This window comes from Nocardioides alcanivorans (assembly GCF_021555175.1).
Taxonomy (GTDB): domain Bacteria; phylum Actinomycetota; class Actinomycetes; order Propionibacteriales; family Nocardioidaceae; genus Nocardioides; species Nocardioides alcanivorans.
The window spans coordinates 1-17,950 of the sequence record NZ_JAKGRW010000017.1 but is presented as its reverse complement, the minus strand read 5'-3'; the positions used below and the strand labels follow the sequence as shown (position 1 = coordinate 17,950).

The following is a 17,950-nucleotide window of genomic DNA, read 5'->3' as shown; positions in this document are numbered from 1 at the left end:
AGGGGCTAGGGCTGCGTGGACGGTGGCGCGGGCCGACTGGGGTCCTGCTGCACCTTCTGCGCGACCTCACGCAGGTTGATCATGCCGGTCGCTGCCCCCACTATGAGGGCAACGAGGATCGTGATGAGGGGGATCAGCAGGGTGTCACTGGGCTTGAGCCCGACGAACCCGGACGCCTCGATGTCTTCACCGCCGCCCTCGAAGTGCATCGAGCCCCGACCGGACGCCAGACGGCTGAGCAAGGGGACGAAGGCGAACATCAGTACCGGCCACCAGAGCAGGGCCAGCTGTGGCCGCGCGGTCGTCCGGGCCCGCCGGGCGACGACGACCGCGCACGCGATCAGCACCACGACCATCGTCGGGATGGCGAGCCACAGGCCCCACCCGTCGGATCCGTCGATGGCGTGGCTGAGCCTCTCGAAGAAGGCGTCCTCGGTCTTGGCGCCGTCGGCCATCGACTCGTCCATGGCGTAGGAGGCGCCGAGTCGACCTCCGGCCCCGGCGTGGACGAAGGCGATGCCGGCAGTGCCGAGGGTGTAGATCCATCCCGTGACGACCTGGTTGGCATCGAGTCCCTCGCCCGGGTCGCCGTCGGTGGTGAACCACAGAGCGCACCAACCGATCAGGCCGGCGAGGGGTAACAGCGCAGCAAACGCCCCCAGCCCGACGAGTGGAGCGCCGAGGTGGTCGTGCAGGCGTTGCAGCGCGGGACCGAGCCAGTCGCGCCGGACGAAGCAGGCGAGCACCAGCACGACGGCCATCGTGAAGAAGGAGACGAACAGGGTCGCCGGTGCGGAGGCGCCCCAGGAGAAGTGATCGGGGTCGTCCCAGATGCCCATCTCCTCGGTCAGGTCGGACTCGCCACCGCGGAAGACCAGCACGAGGACGAACATCACGAGTGCGAAGAGGAGGGCTGCCCGCAGCGCGTCGCCGACGGCGTACCTGATCGACGGATAGCTCGCGGTCAGCCGCCGGAACACGAAGATCGCTGCGCCCAACGCCAGCAGGGTGATGGTCAGGGGCATGACGTTGCCGCTGAGCGAGCCCTCGAAGCTGCCGCCCTCGAAGGATTCGTCATCGAGGTCGAGCTCGTAGGTGCCGCTCGCTCCTGCGCCGAAGGCCGCAGCTGCACTGATCGCCGTGATGGTGAGCCGGTCGTCGGTGCTGGTGTCGGGCGGATCCGCGACCCACAGGAGTCCGCCGGACACGACGAACGCGATGAGTACGGCGGTGACCGCCGTGAGCGCGGCGCCGATCCAGTTGCCGCGCAGCAACCACCCCAGGTCGACCGAGGGCGTCGTCGACGACGGAGCTGCTGCCGCAGGAGGTGGTGGCAGCGGAGGCGCCGGTGCCCGATGGGTGATGGCCTCCGAAGCAGGAGGAGGGCTGACCGGCGCAGCGGATGCGACGGGGAAGCCGCACTGGGGGCAGAAGTTGAGCGCTGACGTGGCACTGCCGCACTCGGCACAGAAGCTCATCTGTCACTCCTCGGACTGCGACCGACGCCTGTCAACGCGATCGTGTGGACGGAATGCTAGTGCCGCCCACCGACACGTGGAGGGCAAATCGTGTTCGTACCGGGCGTTCCCGTGCGGCAGTGAGGACGCAGAGACGCCCCGGAGCACCAGCTCCGGGGCGTCTCTGCGTGGTTCAGTGTGACGTCAGGTCACTGCTGGGGCGGCGGCTGCTGACCCCACTGGCCGGAGTCACCGGGCTGCTGCGGGGGCTGCTGGCCCCACTGCTGCTGACCTGGCTGCTGCGGAGGCTGCTGCCCCCACTGCTGCTGACCCGGCTGCTGCGGAGCGCCGTACTGCTGCTGTCCGGGCTGTCCGGGCTGCTGACCCCACTGGCCCTGCTGCGGAGGCTGCTGGCCCCACTGCTGCTGACCGGGCTGGCCCTGCTGGCCCTGGAACTGCTGAGCCTTCGCCTTCACCTCGTTGAAGTCCAGCGCACCGGAGACGAACGCGATGATCAGGCCGATGACAGCCGAGAAGAGGATGAAGAAGAGCATCGCCTGGAAGCCCTCGGCGCCCTGGGTGATCGACGTCTTGTAGTCGTCGCCGTTGTATTCCTGCTCCTGCTTGAGGTGCATGTTGGAGAGACGCACCAGGAGCGGGAAGAAGACCAGGAGCGAGGCCAGGTAGATGCCGAAGTTGCGGAGCAGCTTCGTCTTGTCCGGGGTCTTCATGTTGATGTACCAGAGCACACCCGCAGCGAGTGCGAGTGCGAAGACCGGCGCGGCCCAGAAGATCGCGCCGTTGTCGTCGGTGAAGTCGGGGAGGCGCTCCCAGTCGGTGTCGGAGTCGGAGTCGCCGCCGCCCTTGGTCTTGGACTTGCTGCCCATCTGACCGAACACGCCGAGGGTGACCAGGAAGAGACCCATGGCAGGCAGCGCGGCCAGGGCGCGCATGATCTCGGCGAAGCCACGAGCGTCGTCGTTGCCGATGATCTGGAAGACCAGGTAGACCAGACCGAGCACGACGAGGCCTGCGACCAGGACGCCGAGGGCGCTGAGTGGCACGGCGATGAAGCCGTGGACCTTGGCGAGCTTCTCGCCCATCCAGTCGCGGCGAGTGAGCGAGAGCAGGCCCAGCACGAAGACCATGAGCAGGAACGGCAGGAAGATCGCCCCGGCGATCGAGACCTTGGTCTCGCCGTCGAGCACCGCGACTCCGAAGCTGTCCATCGAGTCACCACTGAGGTTGAGGTAACCCTCGATGTCGGGCGAGGCGATGGAGACGATGAGCGAGATGACGAAGACGAGAACGCTCAGGATCAGACCGGCACGGACGGCGTCCAGCAGGCCTTCCTTGATGTCGCGGTAGCCCGCGGTCGTACGCCGGAACAGGTAGCCGGCGACGCCGAGCGAGACGAACGTCGCGAGCAGCGGGTACTGACCGATGCTGACGCTGGCGTCGTCACCCAGGTCGATGACCGTGTTGGCACCGAACGCAGCTGCCGTCTGGGCGAGAGTGGTCCAGATCGCCGAGCCGACCGAGAGGTCCTCCGCAGTCGTGAACGCGAAGAGCAGGGCGAAGACGAAGGCCACGCCGAGCGCCGACAGGGCAACGATGCCCATGCCGATCCAGTTGCCGACCAGCAGCTTGGTGAAGTCGAAGCCGGACTTGCCACCGGGCTGCTGCGCCCACTGCTGCTGCGGGGCGCCGTACTGCTGCTGCCCCTGCTGGCCCCACTGCTGCTGCCCCTGGGGAGGCTGTTGACCCCACTGCTGCTGGGGCTGTTGCGGGGGTTGCTGGCTCCACTGCTGCTGGGGTTCCTGCGGCTGCGCGGGCTGCTGTGGGGGCTGCTGGCCGTAGGGCGCCTGCGCTGCGGCGTCACCCGGCTGGTTGGGCTGCACGGCCGGTCGCACCTGCGTGACGTTGGGGTCAGGCGTGCTGGCCGGGGCCAGGGGGCGGCCACAGGTGCCGCAGAAGGGGGCACCGGGGGTGGTGGCCGCTCCGCAATGCGGGCAGGGGGTCATGGTGATGACTCCGATCGTTGCTCGGGTTGACTTGCGTTGCGTTCAGGTTAGTCACGAAACGCCCTCGGGAGGCGTCTTGACCGGCTGCTGGCACGCAATTTCGACATACTCGGGGTAGTTCTTGCCCACCCCGTGGCGGAAGAAACCCTCGCCCCTGACCCAGCCCGGATCGAACGGTCGGCGTTCAGCGGTGCCCGCGCAGCAACACGGAGCTGATCGCGGTGGTGTTGCGCGGGTCGGACCCGGGCTTGCTGACCCTGAGGAGTCGCAACGTGATCGTCTGCGTGGTCGTCGCGGCCACCTGCATCACCTGCAGGTCAGTGGTCCTGCGCAACTCCTGGACAGCGCTCGTGCCGTCGTCGAAGGTCCACTCGGCGCGCAACACCTTGCGGTTGCTGACATACCAGTCACGACGCCCGGCACCTTGCCCGTCGACCTTCGCGTAGCCGTTGATCATCCCGATCTCGCGGATGGTCACCGGCTCGTCGAAGGTGAAGGTGATGGTGGCGCCCGTGGCGTCGCCATCGATGCGATAGGCCGTGGTCGGGTCGTTGTCCAGCATGTTGGTGGCGGGGTAGCGAACCTGGGTGCCGTCCACCGACTGGCCCGGCTGCGTCGGCCTCGGTCCGGTGACCTGGGCCTCGGAGGCGAGGTCGACGGGGTCGCCGTCGGGCGACGGAGACGTCGACTCACTCGGCGACAGGCTCTCGCTCGGGCTGGCGGAGCTCTCGGGATCGGTCGGGGAGACCTGGCCCGACGGATCGCCCCCGGAGGCATCGGTGTCGTCGTCGCGACTCAGTGCCCAGGCCGCGCCGCCGAGGCCGAGCAGCAGCACCAGCGTCAGGAGAACCCACGGCCAGGGCGAACGCTTGCGTTGCTGGTCGGGTGGAACCTGCCCGGTGGGAGGAACGGTGGGATAGGGGTGCGGGTGGGCCGACGGCGTCTCAGCGGGGGCGGCGTACGGCTGCGGGGTGCCGGCGGTCGGGGGTGGCTGCTGGGCTGCCGGGTCGGTCGGATCGGCATACAGGGGGAAGCGCGGACCGGTGGCAGCATCGGGCTGTACACGAGGGAGGCGCACCTGGGTGGAATCGACGTCCGGTGGCGCCGTGTCGCCGGTTTCAGGGATGGGTTGACCGCAGTTCGTGCAGAAGCGGCCGAATCCGAGTTGCGCGCCGCAGTTCGTGCAGAAGCTCATCACTCATCCCTCTGGTGGCTCGCAGTGCCCACCCCGCCGGGGAGATTACCCGACCTGTGGCAGCAAGTGCTCGGGATGCTCGACGAGAAGGGCTCCCATCAGCGGGTGACGTCGTGCACGGACACCCGGCCCACGGCACGGGGGAGCTGGCGAACGGCCTGCGCCAGGGCACGCAACTCGGTGCCGAGCACGGCCTGCGGGCCGTCGCAGAGAGCGACCTCGGGATTGGGGTGCACGTCGACCAGGAGGCCGTCGGCGCCCACGGCGATCGCGGCGCGGGAGAGCGGTACGACGAGATCCTTGCGGCCCGCGGCGTGTGAGGGGTCCACCACGATCGGAAGGTGGCTGGCGGCCTGCACGACCGGGACGGCGGAGATGTCGAGGGTGTTGCGGGTGGAGGGCTCGAAGGTGCGGATGCCGCGTTCGCACAAGACGATGTCGAGGTTGCCGCGCTGGGCGATGTATTCGGCCGCCATCAGCCACTCCTCGACAGTCGATGACATGCCGCGCTTGAGGAGTACCGGCTTCCCGGACTCGCCGACTGCCTGGAGGAGGCCGAAGTTGGCCATGTTGCGCGTGCCGATCTGCAGCATGTCGGCGTAGTCGACCAGCACGTCGACGTCGCGGGCATCGGCGATCTCGGTGACGATCGGCATGCCGGTGGTCTCGCGGACCTGGGCAAGGATCTCGAGGCCGGACCGGCCGAGGCCTTGGAAGGCGTAGGGGGAGGTGCGGGGCTTGTAGGCGCCACCGCGCAGGATCGAGGCACCGGCGGACTGGGCCATCCGGGCCGCTTCGACGGTCTGCTCGGCGGACTCCACCGCGCAGGGCCCGGCAATGAACGTGAAGGAGTCGGGGCCGATCGGCACCTGCCGACCCTCGGGCCCCACCCAGACGGTGGACCGCTGCGGGTGGTGCTGACGGCTGACCAGCTTGTAGGGGTCCGAGATGCGGTGCACGTCGGCCACTCCACGCAGGGTGCGCAGGTTGAGGTGGTGGAACGACTCGATGTCGCCGACCAGGCCGATGATGGTGCGCACCAGCCCCTTGCTCACGAACGCCTCGCCGCCGACACCCTCGACCCGGGAGACGACCTGCGCGACGTCCTCGTCGGTGGCTCCGGGGGACATGACGACGACCATGGGTCGAGCCTATCGGTGATCCGAACTCCGAGACCTGGGCTCCCACCATCCGGAATCCTTGGCCGGGACCTCACCTTCGCACCGTCGAGACGACAAGTTCTCTCGGCGCCGGACGACAGATTCTCGGTACGCCGCAGGGCGAGCGGGCGCTTCACCCCGCGGTGGCGTGTGCCTCGGCCCTCAGTTGCTTGAGCAGGGTCAGGTCGGCATTGCCGGGCTCTCGTGAACCAGGGGTCTCGAGCACGAACGGCACCCCCTCGGTGGCTGGGTGGGCGAAGAGCTCGCGGAAGGCATCGGCACCGATGTGACCGGCGCCGATGTTCTCGTGGCGGTCGAGGTTGGCGCCGCGTACGTCCTTGGAGTCGTTGGCGTGGATCAGCCGGAGCCGGCCGGGGCCGGCCACCTCGAGGATCCGGTCGACCGCGCGGGTGCCGCCGCTTCACTCGTACGTCGATCCCCAAGGTGGGCCCGCGAAACTCGCCCAAGCCATGGGGCAGGTCAGCTCCGGATTGGTGCCGGTGCTCGAGGCACTCGGTGACGACGAGTCGGTGCCGTGGCTGCTCATCGAGCCGACCGCCGGGCAGGGCCGCTCGCTGTGCGCCGGCATCGACGATCTCGCGGCCTACCTCGAGGCGCTCGAGCACCACCCCAAGGTCGGCATCTGCCTCGACACGTGCCATGTCTTCGCCGCCGGTGAACCGCTCGACGAGGCAGGCGGCGGCACCCGCGCGGTCGACCGGATCCTCGAGGTGGCCGGCCCCGGCCGGCTCCGGCTGATCCACGCCAACGACTCCAAGGACGTACGCGGCGCCAACCTCGACCGCCACGAGAACATCGGCGCCGGTCACATCGGTGCCGATGCCTTCCGCGAGCTCTTCGCCCACCCAGCCACCGAGGGGGTGCCGTTCGTGCTCGAGACCCCTGGTTCACGAGAGCCCGGCAATGCCGACCTGACCCTGCTCAAGCAACTGAGGGCCGAGGCACACGCCACCGCGGGGTGAAGCGCCCGCTCGCCCTGCGGCGTACCGAGAATCTGTCGTCCGGCGCCGAGAGAACTTGTCGTCTCGACGGTGCGAAGGTGAGGTCCCGGCCAAGGATTCCGGATGGTGGGAGCCCAGGTCTCGGAGTTCGGATCACCGATAGGCTCGACCCATGGTCGTCGTCATGTCCCCCGGAGCCACCGACGAGGACGTCGCGCAGGTCGTCTCCCGGGTCGAGGGTGTCGGCGGCGAGGCGTTCGTGAGCAAGGGGCTGGTGCGCACCATCATCGGCCTGGTCGGCGACATCGAGTCGTTCCACCACCTCAACCTGCGCACCCTGCGTGGAGTGGCCGACGTGCACCGCATCTCGGACCCCTACAAGCTGGTCAGCCGTCAGCACCACCCGCAGCGGTCCACCGTCTGGGTGGGGCCCGAGGGTCGGCAGGTGCCGATCGGCCCCGACTCCTTCACGTTCATTGCCGGGCCCTGCGCGGTGGAGTCCGCCGAGCAGACCGTCGAAGCGGCCCGGATGGCCCAGTCCGCCGGTGCCTCGATCCTGCGCGGTGGCGCCTACAAGCCCCGCACCTCCCCTACGCCTTCCAAGGCCTCGGCCGGTCCGGCCTCGAGATCCTTGCCCAGGTCCGCGAGACCACCGGCATGCCGATCGTCACCGAGATCGCCGATGCCCGCGACGTCGACGTGCTGGTCGACTACGCCGACATGCTGCAGATCGGCACGCGCAACATGGCCAACTTCGGCCTCCTCCAGGCAGTCGGCGAGTCCGGGAAGCCGGTACTCCTCAAGCGCGGCATGTCATCGACTGTCGAGGAGTGGCTGATGGCGGCCGAATACATCGCCCAGCGCGGCAACCTCGACATCGTCTTGTGCGAACGCGGCATCCGCACCTTCGAGCCCTCCACCCGCAACACCCTCGACATCTCCGCCGTCCCGGTCGTGCAGGCCGCCAGCCACCTTCCGATCGTGGTGGACCCCTCACACGCCGCGGGCCGCAAGGATCTCGTCGTACCGCTCTCCCGCGCCGCGATCGCCGTGGGCGCCGACGGCCTCCTGGTCGACGTGCACCCCAATCCCGAGGTCGCTCTCTGCGACGGCCCGCAGGCCGTGCTCGGCACCGAGTTGCGTGCCCTGGCGCAGGCCGTTCGCCAGCTCCCCCGTGCCGTGGGCCGGGTGTCCGTGCACGACGTCACCCGCTGATGGGAGCCCTTCTCGTCGAGCATCCCGAGCACTTGCTGCCACAGGTCGGGTAATCTCCCCGGCGGGGTGGGCACTGCGAGCCACCAGAGGGATGAGTGATGAGCTTCTGCACGAACTGCGGCGCGCAACTCGGATTCGGCCGCTTCTGCACGAACTGCGGTCAACCCATCCCTGAAACCGGCGACACGGCGCCACCGGACGTCGATTCCACCCAGGTGCGCCTCCCTCGTGTACAGCCCGATGCTGCCACCGGTCCGCGCTTCCCCCTGTATGCCGATCCGACCGACCCGGCAGCCCAGCAGCCACCCCCGACCGCCGGCACCCCGCAGCCGTACGCCGCCCCCGCTGAGACGCCGTCGGCCCACCCGCACCCCTATCCCACCGTTCCTCCCACCGGGCAGGTTCCACCCGACCAGCAACGCAAGCGTTCGCCCTGGCCGTGGGTTCTCCTGACGCTGGTGCTGCTGCTCGGCCTCGGCGGCGCGGCCTGGGCACTGAGTCGCGACGACGACACCGATGCCTCCGGGGGCGATCCGTCGGGCCAGGTCTCCCCGACCGATCCCGAGAGCTCCGCCAGCCCGAGCGAGAGCCTGTCGCCGAGTGAGTCGACGTCTCCGTCGCCCGACGGCGACCCCGTCGACCTCGCCTCCGAGGCCCAGGTCACCGGACCGAGGCCGACGCAGCCGGGCCAGTCGGTGGACGGCACCCAGGTTCGCTACCCCGCCACCAACATGCTGGACAACGACCCGACCACGGCCTATCGCATCGATGGCGACGCCACGGGCGCCACCATCACCTTCACCTTCGACGAGCCGGTGACCATCCGCGAGATCGGGATGATCAACGGCTACGCGAAGGTCGACGGGCAAGGTGCCGGGCGTCGTGACTGGTATGTCAGCAACCGCAAGGTGTTGCGCGCCGAGTGGACCTTCGACGACGGCACGAGCGCTGTCCAGGAGTTGCGCAGGACCACTGACCTGCAGGTGATGCAGGTGGCCGCGACGACCACGCAGACGATCACGTTGCGACTCCTCAGGGTCAGCAAGCCCGGGTCCGACCCGCGCAACACCACCGCGATCAGCTCCGTGTTGCTGCGCGGGCACCGCTGAACGCCGACCGTTCGATCCGGGCTGGGTCAGGGGCGAGGGTTTCTTCCGCCACGGGGTGGGCAAGAACTACCCCGAGTATGTCGAAATTGCGTGCCAGCAGCCGGTCAAGACGCCTCCCGAGGGCGTTTCGTGACTAACCTGAACGCAACGCAAGTCAACCCGAGCAACGATCGGAGTCATCACCATGACCCCCTGCCCGCATTGCGGAGCGGCCACCACCCCCGGTGCCCCCTTCTGCGGCACCTGTGGCCGCCCCCTGGCCCCGGCCAGCACGCCTGACCCCAACGTCACGCAGGTGCGACCGGCCGTGCAGCCCAACCAGCCGGGTGACGCCGCAGCGCAGGCGCCCTACGGCCAGCAGCCCCCACAGCAGCCCGCGCAGCCGCAGGAACCCCAGCAGCAGTGGAGCCAGCAACCCCCGCAACAGCCCCAGCAGCAGTGGGGTCAACAGCCTCCCCAGGGGCAGCAGCAGTGGGGCCAGCAGGGGCAGCAGCAGTACGGCGCCCCGCAGCAGCAGTGGGCGCAGCAGCCCGGTGGCAAGTCCGGCTTCGACTTCACCAAGCTGCTGGTCGGCAACTGGATCGGCATGGGCATCGTTGCCCTGTCGGCGCTCGGCGTGGCCTTCGTCTTCGCCCTGCTCTTCGCGTTCACGACTGCGGAGGACCTCTCGGTCGGCTCGGCGATCTGGACCACTCTCGCCCAGACGGCAGCTGCGTTCGGTGCCAACACGGTCATCGACCTGGGTGACGACGCCAGCGTCAGCATCGGTCAGTACCCGCTGCTCGCGACGTTCGTCTCGCTCGGCGTCGCCGGCTACCTGTTCCGGCGTACGACCGCGGGCTACCGCGACATCAAGGAAGGCCTGCTGGACGCCGTCCGTGCCGGTCTGATCCTGAGCGTTCTCGTCTTCGTCATCTCGCTCATCGTCTCCATCGCCTCGCCCGACATCGAGGGTTACCTCAACCTCAGTGGTGACTCGATGGACAGCTTCGGAGTCGCGGTGCTCGACGGCGAGACCAAGGTCTCGATCGCCGGGGCGATCTTCCTGCCGTTCCTGCTCATGGTCTTCGTGCTGGGCCTGCTCTCGCTCACTCGCCGCGACTGGATGGGCGAGAAGCTCGCCAAGGTCCACGGCTTCATCGCCGTGCCACTCAGCGCCCTCGGCGTCCTGGTCGCAGGCCTCGTCGTGCTCGGTCTGGTCTACCTGGTCTTCCAGATCATCGGCAACGACGACGCTCGTGGCTTCGCCGAGATCATGCGCGCCCTGGCCGCGCTGCCTGCCATGGGTCTCTTCCTGGTCACCCTCGGCGTGTTCGGTCAGATGGGCAGCAAGTCCAAGACCAAGGGCGGCGGCGACTCCGACTCCGACACCGACTGGGAGCGCCTCCCCGACTTCACCGACGACAACGGCGCGATCTTCTGGGCCGCGCCGGTCTTCGCACTCGCACTCGCTGCGGGTGTGCTCTGGTACATCAACATGAAGACCCCGGACAAGACGAAGCTGCTCCGCAACTTCGGCATCTACCTGGCCTCGCTCCTGGTCTTCTTCCCGCTCCTGGTGCGTCTCTCCAACATGCACCTCAAGCAGGAGCAGGAATACAACGGCGACGACTACAAGACGTCGATCACCCAGGGCGCCGAGGGCTTCCAGGCGATGCTCTTCTTCATCCTCTTCTCGGCTGTCATCGGCCTGATCATCGCGTTCGTCTCCGGTGCGCTGGACTTCAACGAGGTGAAGGCGAAGGCTCAGCAGTTCCAGGGCCAGCAGGGCCAGCCCGGTCAGCAGCAGTGGGGCCAGCAGCCTCCGCAGCAGGGCCAGTGGGGTCAGCAGCCCGGACAGCCCGGACAGCAGCAGTACGGCGCTCCGCAGCAGCCGGGTCAGCAGCAGTGGGGGCAGCAGCCTCCGCAGCAGCCAGGTCAGCAGCAGTGGGGCCAGCAGCCCCCGCAGCAGCCCGGTGACTCCGGCCAGTGGGGTCAGCAGCCGCCGCCCCAGCAGTGACCTGACGTCACACTGAACCACGCAGAGACGCCCCGGAGCTGGTGCTCCGGGGCGTCTCTGCGTCCTCACTGCCGCACGGGAACGCCCGGTACGAACACGATTTGCCCTCCACGTGTCGGTGGGCGGCACTAGCATTCCGTCCACACGATCGCGTTGACAGGCGTCGGTCGCAGTCCGAGGAGTGACAGATGAGCTTCTGTGCCGAGTGCGGCAGTGCCACGTCAGCGCTCAACTTCTGCCCCCAGTGCGGCTTCCCCGTCGCATCCGCTGCGCCGGTCAGCCCTCCTCCTGCTTCGGAGGCCATCACCCATCGGGCACCGGCGCCTCCGCTGCCACCACCTCCTGCGGCAGCAGCTCCGTCGTCGACGACGCCCTCGGTCGACCTGGGGTGGTTGCTGCGCGGCAACTGGATCGGCGCCGCGCTCACGGCGGTCACCGCCGTACTCATCGCGTTCGTCGTGTCCGGCGGACTCCTGTGGGTCGCGGATCCGCCCGACACCAGCACCGACGACCGGCTCACCATCACGGCGATCAGTGCAGCTGCGGCCTTCGGCGCAGGAGCGAGCGGCACCTACGAGCTCGACCTCGATGACGAATCCTTCGAGGGCGGCAGCTTCGAGGGCTCGCTCAGCGGCAACGTCATGCCCCTGACCATCACCCTGCTGGCGTTGGGCGCAGCGATCTTCGTGTTCCGGCGGCTGACCGCGAGCTATCCGTCGATCAGGTACGCCGTCGGCGACGCGCTGCGGGCAGCCCTCCTCTTCGCACTCGTGATGTTCGTCCTCGTGCTGGTCTTCCGCGGTGGCGAGTCCGACCTGACCGAGGAGATGGGCATCTGGGACGACCCCGATCACTTCTCCTGGGGCGCCTCCGCACCGGCGACCCTGTTCGTCTCCTTCTTCACGATGGCCGTCGTGCTGGTGCTCGCCTGCTTCGTCCGGCGCGACTGGCTCGGTCCCGCGCTGCAACGCCTGCACGACCACCTCGGCGCTCCACTCGTCGGGCTGGGGGCGTTTGCTGCGCTGTTACCCCTCGCCGGCCTGATCGGTTGGTGCGCTCTGTGGTTCACCACCGACGGCGACCCGGGCGAGGGACTCGATGCCAACCAGGTCGTCACGGGATGGATCTACACCCTCGGCACTGCCGGCATCGCCTTCGTCCACGCCGGGGCCGGAGGTCGACTCGGCGCCTCCTACGCCATGGACGAGTCGATGGCCGACGGCGCCAAGACCGAGGACGCCTTCTTCGAGAGGCTCAGCCACGCCATCGACGGATCCGACGGGTGGGGCCTGTGGCTCGCCATCCCGACGATGGTCGTGGTGCTGATCGCGTGCGCGGTCGTCGTCGCCCGGCGGGCCCGGACGACCGCGCGGCCACAGCTGGCCCTGCTCTGGTGGCCGGTACTGATGTTCGCCTTCGTCCCCTTGCTCAGCCGTCTGGCGTCCGGTCGGGGCTCGATGCACTTCGAGGGCGGCGGTGAAGACATCGAGGCGTCCGGGTTCGTCGGGCTCAAGCCCAGTGACACCCTGCTGATCCCCCTCATCACGATCCTCGTTGCCCTCATAGTGGGGGCAGCGACCGGCATGATCAACCTGCGTGAGGTCGCGCAGAAGGTGCAGCAGGACCCCAGTCGGCCCGCGCCACCGTCCACGCAGCCCTAGCCCCTCCGGCTTCAGCCGGTCGTCGCCATGTCGAGGGCTGCGAGGTGAGCAAACACCATGCTGGATCCGATCGGGTTGCCGCCTCCGGGATAGGTCTGTCCGCTGACGGCTGCCTGCGAGTTGCCCGCCGCATACAGGCCCCGGATGACCTGCCCCCGGGCGTCCAGCACCCGAGCGCGTTCATCGGTCCGAAGTCCGCCCTTCGTGCCGAGATCGGAGAGACCGAAGGCCGCGGCGTGGAAGGGACCCTTCTCGATCGCCACCAGCGGCGACCCACCGTCCGCAAAGGCCCGGTCGTAGGGCTCCTCACCACGACCGAAATCATCGTCACGGCCGGACGCGACGAAGTCGTTGAACCGTTCGACGCTGGCGACCAGGCGCTGTGGCGGGACACCGATCTTCTCGGCGAGCTCCTCCAAGGTGTCGGCGCTGACCCACAGCCCGGCCTCCTCGTAGTCCGCTGGCCGTCCGATCGGAACGCTGGCGGAGCGGACCGGGGGCACCGCTCCGTCACGGTCGTCATGGATCATCCAGAAGGGCAGGCTCACCGTGCCCGCATCCATCCGAGCGATCACCTCCCTGCCGATCCGGTCGTAGGCCCAGGACTCGTTCACGAACCGGTCCCCCTGGTCGTCGACGAAGATCCCGCCGGTGAACCAGAGCGAGAAGGTGGAGCGTCCGTCGGGATGCGTCATCCCCGGCGACCACCAGGCCTCCTCCATCAGGTCCACGTCGGCACCGACCTCGATGCCAGCGCGGATGGCCAGTCCCTGATTGGTGTCGGGACCCATGGCATCGCGTGCAGCACCGGGCACGCCGTACTCGGAGCGCATCTCCTGGTTGTGCTCGAAGCCACCCGACGCGATGATCACGCCCTTGTGTGCCCGGACCCGGCGGCGTACGCCGTCCTGGCTGACGACGGCACCGACGACGGTGTCACCGTCTCGGACCAGCTCGTCGCAGCAGGTGTTGAGTCTCAGGTCGGCGTTGGGGAGGCCGGACAGGGCGAGCAGGTGCCGTCCGACCAGCGCCTGGCCACCGTTGACTGCCGCAGGCAGCTCCTCACCGCCACGTTCCACCCCCAGTGGGGGCCGGATCAGTCCGCGCAGATCGCCAAGTTGCTCGGGGCGGATCGGTTTCATGATGATGTGCCGCCCCGTGGGGCTGGCCTCGGGTGCCGATCCGTAGTAGTCGGGCCAGGGCCACACGACGAAACGGAAGGCCTCGTCGGCCTCGAGGTAGTCCACGAGCCGGGGACCGGTCTCGAGGTAGGCGTCCTGGAGCGTCTCCGGGGTCCGGTCACCGACCACCGCGCGATAGTAGGTGCGGGCGGCAGCCGGAGTGTCCGTGCTTCCCGCCCGCGCAAGGACGGCGTTGTTGGGGAACCACATGCCTCCGCCGGAGTAGGCCGTGGTGCCTCCGAAGGCTCCACTCGCTTCGGCCAGGATCACGGTGAGTCCTTCGCGCGCGGCGGTGTAGGCCCCGGTGAGACCACCCGCGCCGGAGCCGACCACCAGGACGTCGCACTCGTCGTCCCACCCGTTGTCCGTCACTGTCACTTCCTCGCGCTGCATCTCGTCCTCGTTCATCTGTGCGGCGCGGCAGCTCGATGCCACCGCTTCGATCATGGGCCGGAGGATCAGGCGCTGCCGGGAATGGGCTCGAGCTCATCCCACAGCGGGCCGGTCATCTCCTTGAAGGGGACCTCGTCGCCCTGCATCCGCTCGCCGACGATGCCGTGCTCCCCGAAGAAGGAGGACCTGGCCACGCGTCCCCTGACGTGGGCGATGTAGGCGACGGCGAAGAGCGCTTGGAGGTCCTTGGTCATGTTGCTCCCAGTGGTCGTCGACGCGGGCATGCGGTGTCCAGGTCAACGCCGAGCGTGGTCGGCAGCCTCGCGACCAGCGATCCGCCCGAAGGCAAGGGCATCGGCGATGTGGAACCCGCCGTCCTTGCCCCAGCTGTACGTCGAGCTCAACTCGCCCGCCGCATACAGACCGGGGATCGCACTGCCCCACACGTTCATCACTCGGGCACGCCCGTCGCGCCGAGGTCCACCGTTGCTCCAGCCGAGCATCGGCTCGACCTCGATCGCGTAGAAGGGCGCTTCGTCGATCGGTGCCAGCTTGGCGGGTGAGCGACCGAACGCATCGTCTCGACCAGCGGCGCAGGCACTGTTGTAACCGGCCACCGTGGCCTCCAGGGCTTCGGGGTCGAGCCCGACCAGCGTGGCCAGCTCGGCGATCGTGTCTGCGCGTCGGATGACCCCACTCTCGATCTCCGCGGAGTTGTCGACACTCCAGGTGACGCCCTCCATCAGCAGTCCCCACCCCACCGGGAGCATGTCGCGTCCCGCGCCGAGCGGACCGGCCACGCGCATCTGCTCGTCGAAGACCATCAGGGCTGGATGCAGTGGGTTGAGCTCAGTGCCGTGGCCGTCGATGACATGGCCGTGGCGCGCAGCGATGGTCTCGCTGCGGAACCGGCGGGCATCGCGGTTGACGAAGATATAGTTGTCGGCCGCGTAGACCGACAGGAACATTCCGTGTCCACCGACGTCGAGCCCACGGTGCGTCATCATGTTGTCCATGTGCCACAGGTCGGCACCGATCGCCTGGGCCAGCTTGTGTCCGTCGCCCGTGCTGTGGGGCGATCCCCACAAGGTCGTGGTGGTCAGGCGCAGGTAGTCCCGCACCATCTGTGCGTTGGCCTGGAATCCACCTGTTGCGAGGACGACGCCGCCCCGAGCGCCGTAGCGGCGGTCACCGTCCGGGCCGGCCACACGCACGCCGACGACCGCGCCCGCTCCATCGGTGACGAGACGCGAGGCAGGGCTCGACCAGAGGACGGGGATGTCGCGTTCGGCCAACGCCGAGCGCAGGAAGTCGTGGAGACCGAAGTTGCCGAGTGCACCACCGACCGCGTCCATCCCGAGGTAGCACTCACTGCCCTCGTGGTCCTCGTACTCCGGTTTGGTGTGGAACTGGAGGCACTGGGCGACGTCCGCCCCCAGGCTGCGCATCCAGTCGGAGTTGGCGACGACCTCACGCGCCCAGGCGTCCACGACGTCTGCGGCGACGGGAAAGTCGCCACACACTGCCCGGAGGAATCGGGTCGCAGTCTCCTGGTCGCCGAGGTTCGCCCAGCCGCCCCCGGAGACCCGAGTGTTGCCGCCGGCCTCCTCCTCCGAACACTTCTCGACCAGCAGCACCGACGCTCCGGCATCGTGCGCCGCGATGGCGGCGGCGCTCCCGGCCGCCCCGGTCCCGACGACGATCACGTCGTACTCGCAGTCGTGCCCGGAAGCGTCGCTCTCGACGGTGGCCGGTGCCTCACCTGTCTGCGTCATGGATCCGACTCTCGGGCCTGCGCCACCAGCCGTTGGCCCCACTCCCGGACACCGGGAGAACCTGTGTCTCCCATCACACCCACCTCTCCGTCGACGGCGCCCCCATCTCGAACGAGAGCGCCCCCATCACGGGCGAGGGCGCGCGGATCGCGGGGGTCTCGACAAGCTCGACCAACGGGGAAGGCTCGACCAACGGGGAAGGCTCGACCAGCGGCGGTGGACTCGACCAGCGGCGGTGGCTGGCTGGGTCAGAGGCTCGCGAGCACGGCGGCTGCGTGTTCGGTGGCTGCCCGGTCGACGTCGAGGTGTGTCACCAGACGCACCCGGTTGGTGCCCAGTGCGCTGATGAGGACGCCTTCCTCTCGCGCCCGGGCGACGTACGACGCAGCGTCGGGTCGTGACGCCACGACGATGTTGGTCGCCACCCCGGCGGGGTCGACTCCCAGCGCCTCCGCCAGCAGGTGCGCGTTGGCGTGGTCGTCGGCCAGGCGGTCGACGTGATGGTCGAGGGCGTGCAGGCCCGCCGCCGCGAGGACGCCGACCTGACGCATGCCAGCGCCCAACCGCTTGCGCCAGACCCGGGACTCGTCGATCGCAGCCTGCGACCCGACGACCAGGGACCCAATGGGCGCCCCCAGACCCTTCGAGAGACAGACCGCCAACACGTCCACCTGCGCACCCCACTCGGCAAGCGGCACCCCGGTCGCGACGTGGGCGTTCCAGATCCGGGCCCCGTCGAGGTGGAGGGCGCAACCCACGCTGTCGGCGTAGGCCCGCAACGCACGCAGCTCCTCGATCGGGGTGATCGTGCCACCAGCGAAGTTGTGCGTGTTCTCCACGGCGATCGCCCTGGTCGGGACGAAGAACGGACCGAGGTCCGGGGCAAAGAGCGACGCGATCGCCTCGAGGTCCGGACGGCCTGCCGGGTGGGTCCAGGTGCGCATGGTCAGGCCGGTGATCGCGGCATGCGCCCCCAGCTCAGCCCGGGCGACATGGGCAGAGGACTCGCAGAGCACCTCCTCCCCCACCCCGACGAGGGTGCGCACTGCCAAGACGTTGGCCAACGACCCGGTCGGGGTGAAAAGCGCCGCTTCGTGTCCGAAGAGCTCCGCGATGCGCTCCTCGAGCAGCCGCGCCGTCGGGTCCTCGCCATAGACGTCGTCGCCCACCTCCGCGCACGCCATCGCGGCGCGCATCGCCTCGGTCGGCCGGGTGACGGTGTCGGAGCGCAGGTCGATCACGTCGGCCACGCTACCTCCGTGCCGAAGCGGCAAGGCGTCGATGAATCAGCGCTGGCGGAGCGTTTCGGCAACCAGGAAGGCGAGCTCGAGCGACTGCACCCGGTTGAGTCGCGGGTCGACGACGGACTCGTAGCGGTGCGCGAGACCGTGCTCGTCGATCTCCTCACCACCACCGACGATCTCGGTGACGTCGTCACCGGTCATCTCGACCATCATGCCCCCGGGCACGGTGCCGAGGGCGCGGTGCACGTCGAAGAAGCCCTGGACCTCGTCGAGCACGTCGGAGAACCGGCGCGTCTTGTAGCCCGTGGACGCCTCGAACGTGTTGCCGTGCATCGGGTCCGTCACCCAGGTGACGTTGACGCCCTCAGCGGCGACCTTCTCGACCAACGGCGGCAGCACGTCGCGGATCTTGCCGGCACCGAAGCGGGTGATCAGCGTGAGCCGGCCCTCCTCGTTGTTCGGGTTGAGCGCGGAGGCCAGGCCGAGTACGTCGTCGGGCGTCGCAGTCGGGCCGACCTTGCAACCGATCGGGTTGCTGAGGTGCTTGAAGTACTCGATGTGGGCGCCGTCCAGCT

General features: G+C 68.8%; 14 protein-coding genes and 1 pseudogene. 5 read left to right on the top strand and 10 right to left on the bottom strand.

Translation table 11 applies throughout. From position 1 onward, the window contains the following. Window positions 1-5: 5 nt before the first annotated feature. The 5 genes from L1066_RS10000 to L1066_RS09980 all read right to left on the bottom strand — a co-directional run bounded on the left by L1066_RS10000 (window position 6) and on the right by L1066_RS09980 (window position 6,221). Window positions 6-1,478, bottom strand: a complete 1,473-nt coding sequence (locus L1066_RS10000; RefSeq protein ID WP_235736184.1) for a hypothetical protein — start codon at window positions 1,476-1,478, stop codon at window positions 6-8. A 188-nt stretch (window positions 1,479-1,666) separates the two neighbouring features. Continuing rightward, window positions 1,667-3,481, bottom strand: coding sequence for a zinc ribbon domain-containing protein (locus L1066_RS09995; protein ID WP_235736185.1), 1,815 nt, complete (start codon window positions 3,479-3,481; stop codon window positions 1,667-1,669). A 184-nt stretch (window positions 3,482-3,665) separates the two neighbouring features. Next, complete coding sequence (locus L1066_RS09990) at window positions 3,666-4,676, bottom strand: NADase-type glycan-binding domain-containing protein (RefSeq protein WP_235736186.1); 1,011 nt, start codon at window positions 4,674-4,676, stop codon at window positions 3,666-3,668. 98 nt (window positions 4,677-4,774) lie between these two features. Further along, the gene (gene aroF / locus L1066_RS09985) at window positions 4,775-5,818 is read right to left on the bottom strand and encodes a 3-deoxy-7-phosphoheptulonate synthase (protein WP_235736189.1); all 1,044 of its coding nucleotides are present in this window, start codon (window positions 5,816-5,818) and stop codon (window positions 4,775-4,777) included. 151 nt (window positions 5,819-5,969) lie between these two features. After that, complete coding sequence (locus L1066_RS09980) at window positions 5,970-6,221, bottom strand: TIM barrel protein (RefSeq protein ID WP_235736188.1); 252 nt, start codon at window positions 6,219-6,221, stop codon at window positions 5,970-5,972. On the opposite strand from L1066_RS09980, the gene L1066_RS09975 reads away from it, so the two are divergent. From L1066_RS09975 to L1066_RS09950, 5 genes and pseudogenes are all read left to right on the top strand, one after another. Continuing rightward, window positions 6,136-6,819, top strand: a complete 684-nt coding sequence (locus tag L1066_RS09975) for a TIM barrel protein (protein WP_283095366.1) — start codon at window positions 6,136-6,138, stop codon at window positions 6,817-6,819. The two genes, L1066_RS09980 and L1066_RS09975, sit on opposite strands and share 86 nt — an antisense overlap. A gap of 151 nt (window positions 6,820-6,970) precedes the next feature. Continuing rightward, window positions 6,971-8,013: pseudogene (gene aroF, locus L1066_RS09965) on the top strand (3-deoxy-7-phosphoheptulonate synthase). Between the two features lie 98 nt (window positions 8,014-8,111). Further along, window positions 8,112-9,122: an NADase-type glycan-binding domain-containing protein gene (locus L1066_RS09960; protein ID WP_235736186.1), complete on the top strand. Its 1,011-nt coding sequence runs from the start codon at window positions 8,112-8,114 to the stop codon at window positions 9,120-9,122. 184 nt (window positions 9,123-9,306) lie between these two features. After that, on the top strand, window positions 9,307-11,121 hold the full coding sequence (locus tag L1066_RS09955) for a zinc ribbon domain-containing protein (protein ID WP_235736185.1): 1,815 nt from the start codon (window positions 9,307-9,309) through the stop codon (window positions 11,119-11,121). A 188-nt stretch (window positions 11,122-11,309) separates the two neighbouring features. Beyond that, a complete protein-coding gene (locus tag L1066_RS09950) occupies window positions 11,310-12,782 on the top strand; it encodes a hypothetical protein (RefSeq protein WP_235736184.1) in 1,473 nt (490 codons plus the stop codon). A gap of 11 nt (window positions 12,783-12,793) precedes the next feature. Here L1066_RS09950 and L1066_RS09945 read toward each other — a convergent pair whose 3' ends face one another. From L1066_RS09945 to L1066_RS09925, 5 genes are all read right to left on the bottom strand, one after another. Further along, window positions 12,794-14,410 carry an FAD-binding protein gene (locus L1066_RS09945; protein ID WP_235736183.1) on the bottom strand — a complete coding sequence of 539 codons (1,617 nt, stop codon included), beginning with the start codon at window positions 14,408-14,410 and terminating at the stop codon, window positions 12,794-12,796. A gap of 11 nt (window positions 14,411-14,421) precedes the next feature. Next, window positions 14,422-14,610 carry a hypothetical protein gene (locus L1066_RS09940; protein ID WP_235736182.1) on the bottom strand — a complete coding sequence of 63 codons (189 nt, stop codon included), beginning with the start codon at window positions 14,608-14,610 and terminating at the stop codon, window positions 14,422-14,424. A 42-nt stretch (window positions 14,611-14,652) separates the two neighbouring features. After that, the gene (locus L1066_RS09935; RefSeq protein ID WP_235736181.1) at window positions 14,653-16,131 is read right to left on the bottom strand and encodes an FAD-dependent oxidoreductase; all 1,479 of its coding nucleotides are present in this window, start codon (window positions 16,129-16,131) and stop codon (window positions 14,653-14,655) included. Between the two features lie 248 nt (window positions 16,132-16,379). Then, window positions 16,380-17,381: a threonine aldolase family protein gene (locus L1066_RS09930; RefSeq protein ID WP_312007466.1), complete on the bottom strand. Its 1,002-nt coding sequence runs from the start codon at window positions 17,379-17,381 to the stop codon at window positions 16,380-16,382. Between the two features lie 36 nt (window positions 17,382-17,417). Continuing rightward, window positions 17,418-17,950, bottom strand: a 533-nt coding sequence (locus tag L1066_RS09925) for a 3-deoxy-7-phosphoheptulonate synthase (RefSeq protein ID WP_235736180.1), incomplete at its 5' end; no start/stop codon positions are given.

Excerpts from the sequence above, each read along its gene's own strand:
- L1066_RS09935 (WP_235736181.1), bottom strand. The coding sequence starts at position 16,131 with ATGACGCAGACAGGTGAGGCACCGGCCACCGTCGAGAGCGACGCTTCC.
- aroF (WP_235736189.1), bottom strand. The coding sequence starts at position 5,818 with ATGGTCGTCGTCATGTCCCCCGGAGCCACCGACGAGGACGTCGCGCAG.
- L1066_RS09990 (WP_235736186.1), bottom strand. The coding sequence starts at position 4,676 with ATGAGCTTCTGCACGAACTGCGGCGCGCAACTCGGATTCGGCCGCTTC.
- L1066_RS09995 (WP_235736185.1), bottom strand. The coding sequence starts at position 3,481 with ATGACCCCCTGCCCGCATTGCGGAGCGGCCACCACCCCCGGTGCCCCC.
- L1066_RS09950 (WP_235736184.1), top strand. The coding sequence starts at position 11,310 with ATGAGCTTCTGTGCCGAGTGCGGCAGTGCCACGTCAGCGCTCAACTTC.
- L1066_RS10000 (WP_235736184.1), bottom strand. The coding sequence starts at position 1,478 with ATGAGCTTCTGTGCCGAGTGCGGCAGTGCCACGTCAGCGCTCAACTTC.
- L1066_RS09975 (WP_283095366.1), top strand. The coding sequence starts at position 6,136 with ATGTTCTCGTGGCGGTCGAGGTTGGCGCCGCGTACGTCCTTGGAGTCG.
- L1066_RS09940 (WP_235736182.1), bottom strand. The coding sequence starts at position 14,610 with ATGACCAAGGACCTCCAAGCGCTCTTCGCCGTCGCCTACATCGCCCAC.
- L1066_RS09945 (WP_235736183.1), bottom strand. The coding sequence starts at position 14,410 with ATGATCGAAGCGGTGGCATCGAGCTGCCGCGCCGCACAGATGAACGAG.
- L1066_RS09960 (WP_235736186.1), top strand. The coding sequence starts at position 8,112 with ATGAGCTTCTGCACGAACTGCGGCGCGCAACTCGGATTCGGCCGCTTC.
- L1066_RS09955 (WP_235736185.1), top strand. The coding sequence starts at position 9,307 with ATGACCCCCTGCCCGCATTGCGGAGCGGCCACCACCCCCGGTGCCCCC.